The sequence below is a fragment of the Streptomyces sp. NRRL WC-3549 genome (genome assembly GCF_000721935.1).
Classification (GTDB): Bacteria; Actinomycetota; Actinomycetes; order Streptomycetales; family Streptomycetaceae; genus Streptomyces.
Genome location: NZ_KL585389.1, coordinates 145,190 through 149,394, shown reverse-complemented (window position 1 = coordinate 149,394; position 4,205 = coordinate 145,190). Strand labels below are relative to the sequence as shown.

Below are 4,205 nucleotides of genomic sequence, written 5' to 3'. Positions count from 1 at the left end.
AGATCGGCCAGCCATTCCTGGTGCTCCTGCACCCGGCGGCGGCGGGCTGCGGCTTTGGCGGTGCGGTACCCCTCCCAGCCGTCGCCGTACCGCGTCACACGGCGCAGGTCGCGGTCGACCTCCAGGACGACGGTCGTGGTCCGCTCCAGGAACGCCCGGTCGTGGGTGACGGCGACGAGCGTGCCGCGGTGGGCCCGGAGGTGGTCCTCCAGCCAGCCGACGGCGGAGGCGTCGAGGTGGTTGGTGGGCTCGTCGAGCAACAGGAGTTCGGGGGCCGCGGCCAGGACGCAGGCGAGGGCCAGTCGTGACTGCTCGCCGCCGGACAGAGTCCCGAGCACCCGGTCGCGGGTCAGGTGGGCGAGCCCGAGGCCGTGCATCGCCGCGTCGGCCCTGGCGTCCGCCTGGTAGCCGCCGCGCTGCTCGTAGGCCGTGAGCAGGTCACCGTAGGCGGCGAGCCGTGCGTCGGTGGGGTCGGCACGGGACATCTGTTCCTCCGCCTCCAGGATCAGCCTCTCCAGGGCGCGGAGTTCGCTCAGGGCCGCGTCGACGGCGGCCTGGACGGTGAGGTCGGGGGCGAGGGCGAGGGTCTGGGCGAGGTAGCCGGTGCCGCCCGCGAAGCGGACGGTGACGTCGCCGCCGTCCGGCGTCTCGGCCCCCGACAGCAGGCGCAGCACGGTGGATTTCCCCGAGCCGTTCTCACCGATGACCCCGGCCTTCTCGCCGGGACGGAGGGTGAAGGACACCTGGTCGAGGAGGGTGCGGGTGCCGTAGGTCTTGGAGACGTCGTTCATGGACAGCTGGGCGCGAGCGCGCGGAGAGGACATGGGCGGGCTTTCCCTGAGGTGACGGGCCCTCGGCGGTGCGTGCCGCGGTGGCACGCGGGCGTGCGCGTCGGGCGGGGGCGTCGGACGGCGGGAAGGACTGCGGCGCGCGGGGTGACCCGGTGGCTCACGGGGTCACGCGGTGACGGCGAGCGTCACACGGCGGCTGGGTCCCGGCCGACGCTCAGAGGAAGTAGTGGTGCCTGGCCATGCGGGCCAGTGTAGCCACGGCCGACCGGAGTACGGGCAGGTTCACGCCGGGCCGTTCGCTGCCCTCCGGGCGGCGGTGTCACCCGTCCGGCTCAACGCGGGGTCTCGGCGCCTGCCGGCACGCGCCGCCACCGTCACCGGGCCGACGCCTCGGCCACGGCCTGCGCGGGGCGCGCGGGTGCGCACGACGGAACGGCGGCCTGGTGGACGATGGCGGGGGGATCAGGTCGTGAGGGGACAGCCGCGAGAAGCCGGGGCGCCGCACCGCCGCCGTCCGCGTCCGGCGCGGCGCCACACGTCCGTCCCCGCCTGGTGCGGCCGTCCGAGACGGGCGGCCACCGGCCGAAAGGAATCCGACATGCCTGTGTGTACGACCCGTGACGGTGTCGAGATCTTCTACAAGGACTGGGGTCAGGGCCGCCCGGTCCTCTTCATCCACGGCTGGCCGCTCAACGGCGACGCCTGGCAGGACCAGCTCAAGGCCGTCGCCGACGCCGGCTTCCGCGGCATCGCGCACGACCGCCGCGGCCACGGCCGTTCCACCCCGGTGTACGACGGCTACGACTTCGACACCTTCGCCGACGACCTCGACAACCTCATCACCCGCCTCGACCTGCGCGACGTCACCCTCGTCGCCCACTCGATGGGCGGTGGCGAACTGGCCCGGTACATCGGTCGGCACGGCACCGGCCGCGTCCGCTCCGTCGTCCTGCTGTCGGCGATCACCCCGCTGATGCTCCAGGGGCCGGACAACCCCGAGGGCGTCCCGCAGTCCGTCTTCGACGGGATCAAGGACGGCATCATGGCCGAGCGGTCCCAGTTCTGGCAGGACACCACGGTCGGCTTCTTCGGGGCGAACCGGGACGGCAACAAGGTGACACAGGGCAACAGGGACCTCTTCTGGCACATGGCCATGGCCCAGACCATCGAGGCCGCCGTGGACTGCGTGGACGTCTTCGCCGCCACGGACTTCCACGAGGACCTCAAGAAGTTCGACGTCCCCACGCTCGTGGTCCACGGCGACGACGACCAGATCGTCCCCATCGACGCGACCGGCCGCAAGACGGCCCGGATCGTGCCGGGCGCCATCCTCAAGGTGTACGAGGGCGGTTCCCACGGGATCGCCCTCGTCCCCGGCGACAAGGAGAAGTTCAACCAGGACCTCCTCGGCTTCCTCGGCAGCTGAGAGGCCTGGGCGCCGCCGCCGCGACACCACCGCGCCCCCGCGTCACCGGGCGGCGGCCCTCCCGCCCCCGGGGGGCGGACCGCTCCGTCAGACGGACCCGCCGTCCGCGGGGCCGGCGGGGTCGGTCGCGGGGCCTCCGCACCCCTCCGGCCGCCGGCTCAGGAGGAGTACGGCGACGTCGTCGCGCCGCACCCCGCCGGAGAACTCCTGCAGGTCGGCCTGGAGCACCCGCAGGAGCTCGCGTGCCTCGGTCACCCCGTCGGTGAACACCATCAGCGTGGCCCCGAGCGGGAAGGCGAACCTCTCCACGGCCCGCGCCTCCCCGCTCAGTTCCGCCATGCCGAGCGGTACGGAGGTCAGCCGCAGGGCCACCCTGGACGCCGTCCCGTCGTACAGCATCCGGGGCGGCAGATGACCGCAGTTCACGACCGCCGCCTCGTCCCCGCCGTCGAACCCCAGCAGCAGGGCGGTGACGAAGCGTTCGGCCTCGCCCGTCTCGGCGGAGAAGGCGTTGTGCCGGACGACGGCGTCCTCCAGGGCGTCCGCCACCGCTGCGAGGTCCTCCTCGCGGTAGGCCGCCTCCCGGAAGGCGCCGAGCGCGGCGAAACCCGCGCCGATCGCCGGCAGTCCCTTGCCCTGCACATCGCCGATGATCACCCGGGTGCCGTGCGGGGACTGCACGACTTCGTAGATGTCGCCGCCGACGAAGCGGTCCTCCTCGATCGGCTCGTACAGCCCCTGGGCCCGGAGCTGCCGGGTGACGACCGGCAGCGGCCGGAGGATCTGCCGCTGGAGCGCGACGGCGGCCGAGCGCAGCCGGGCCACCTGCGTGGCGTGCCTGATCCGCGCGGCACAGACGACGACGCCCAGGGCGCAGGCGAGGACGGTGAAGCCGATGAGGAAGAAGACGTCCCAGAAGGCACCGGCCGCCGCGATACGTGAGCCGACGACCACCAGCGTGACCCAGCAGGCGACCCCGGTCGTCTGCCGCACGGTGCAGAAGACCGAGGCCAGCGCCGGCAGGACGACCAGCAGGGGGATCAGCGGCAGGTCGGTGCCCGTGAGGGCGTCGAGGGCGACGACCGCCGCGGTCAGCAGTACCAGCCACAGCGCGAGCGCCCAGTTCCCGATGCGGGCGGCTCCCGCCGCCGCCTCGCCCGGATCGGTCCCCGGGAGCGCCGGCCTGCGCGCCGCCGGGCGCCGGAGTCCCTTGACCACGGCACGCCTCCGCACTATGTGTCGCCGTTGACCCAGTTGTTCCAACCTACCCGCCCCTCGCTCCGGGTCCTGGAATCACCGGGCCGCAGTCGGGGGCCCGCGCGGAAGGCAACGGTCCACGGGCACCCGGGCGCGCGGCGCACCTCGTCCGCCGCGCGCCCGTACACACGTACACGCGACGCGCCCGTCGGGCAGCAGGACCTCGCGGGAGTTCGCTGTCCGCCACGCCCGTACGCCGACGCGCTTCCGGCCCGCCGTGTACCGGCCACTGCTCCGATCCCGCCCCACCGCACGGCTCGCTGTGGCACCCTGGAGGTGGCCGCCCCACCGGGCTCCCCCGTACCGGTGGGGCGGTCGTCCGTGTGGCGTCCCGTGCCCCGTCCGGGAAGCCGTGGCCTCCGGGCCCGGACAGGGGCGGATACCGGTCGATACCGGACCCTGAACGCTCAATTCCTCTTTGCTGCACATGAGTTGCTCCCACCCCGGGCAGGCGCATGCCACCGCGACGCCTACGATCCGGGAGCGTGACGAGATGACGGCGCACACTGCACAGACCGCCGCTGGGGAACGGGCGGACGCCGCAGGGGACCTGCCGTGGATCGAAGACGCGGGGCAGGTCGCCCCGCGGGACGCACGGCAGTTGTCGAAGCTCTTCTTCGACCGGCTCCAACTGCTCGAGGAGGGCACACCGGAGCACCAGTACGCCAGGAACACGCTCATCGAGATGAACCTCTCCCTGGTGCGGTTCGCGGCGGGCCGCTTCCGCAACC

The 4,205-nt window shown here is 73.4% G+C and carries 3 protein-coding genes and 1 pseudogene; 2 read left to right on the top strand and 2 right to left on the bottom strand.

Going from position 1 to position 4,205, the window contains the following annotated elements:
- A partial coding sequence (locus tag IH13_RS0108050; RefSeq protein ID WP_031082352.1) for an ATP-binding cassette domain-containing protein occupies positions 1-824 on the bottom strand: 824 nt, incomplete at its 3' end.
- Between the two features lie 565 nt (positions 825-1,389).
- Here IH13_RS0108050 and IH13_RS0108045 point away from each other — a divergent pair.
- Complete coding sequence (locus IH13_RS0108045; RefSeq protein WP_031082350.1) at positions 1,390-2,217, top strand: alpha/beta fold hydrolase; 828 nt, start codon at positions 1,390-1,392, stop codon at positions 2,215-2,217.
- Between the two features lie 87 nt (positions 2,218-2,304).
- Here the strand turns inward: IH13_RS0108045 and IH13_RS0108040 are convergent, their stop codons facing one another.
- Positions 2,305-3,435: a PP2C family protein-serine/threonine phosphatase gene (locus tag IH13_RS0108040; RefSeq protein WP_031082348.1), complete on the bottom strand. Its 1,131-nt coding sequence runs from the start codon at positions 3,433-3,435 to the stop codon at positions 2,305-2,307.
- A gap of 532 nt (positions 3,436-3,967) precedes the next feature.
- On the opposite strand from IH13_RS0108040, the pseudogene IH13_RS0108035 reads away from it, so the two are divergent.
- Positions 3,968-4,205, top strand: a pseudogene (locus tag IH13_RS0108035) (RNA polymerase sigma factor SigF); the annotation flags it as partial.

What these genes read in the sequence shown, in the direction of transcription:
- IH13_RS0108045 (WP_031082350.1), top strand. Translation starts at nt 1,390, where the DNA reads ATGCCTGTGTGTACGACCCGTGACGGTGTCGAGATCTTCTACAAGGAC.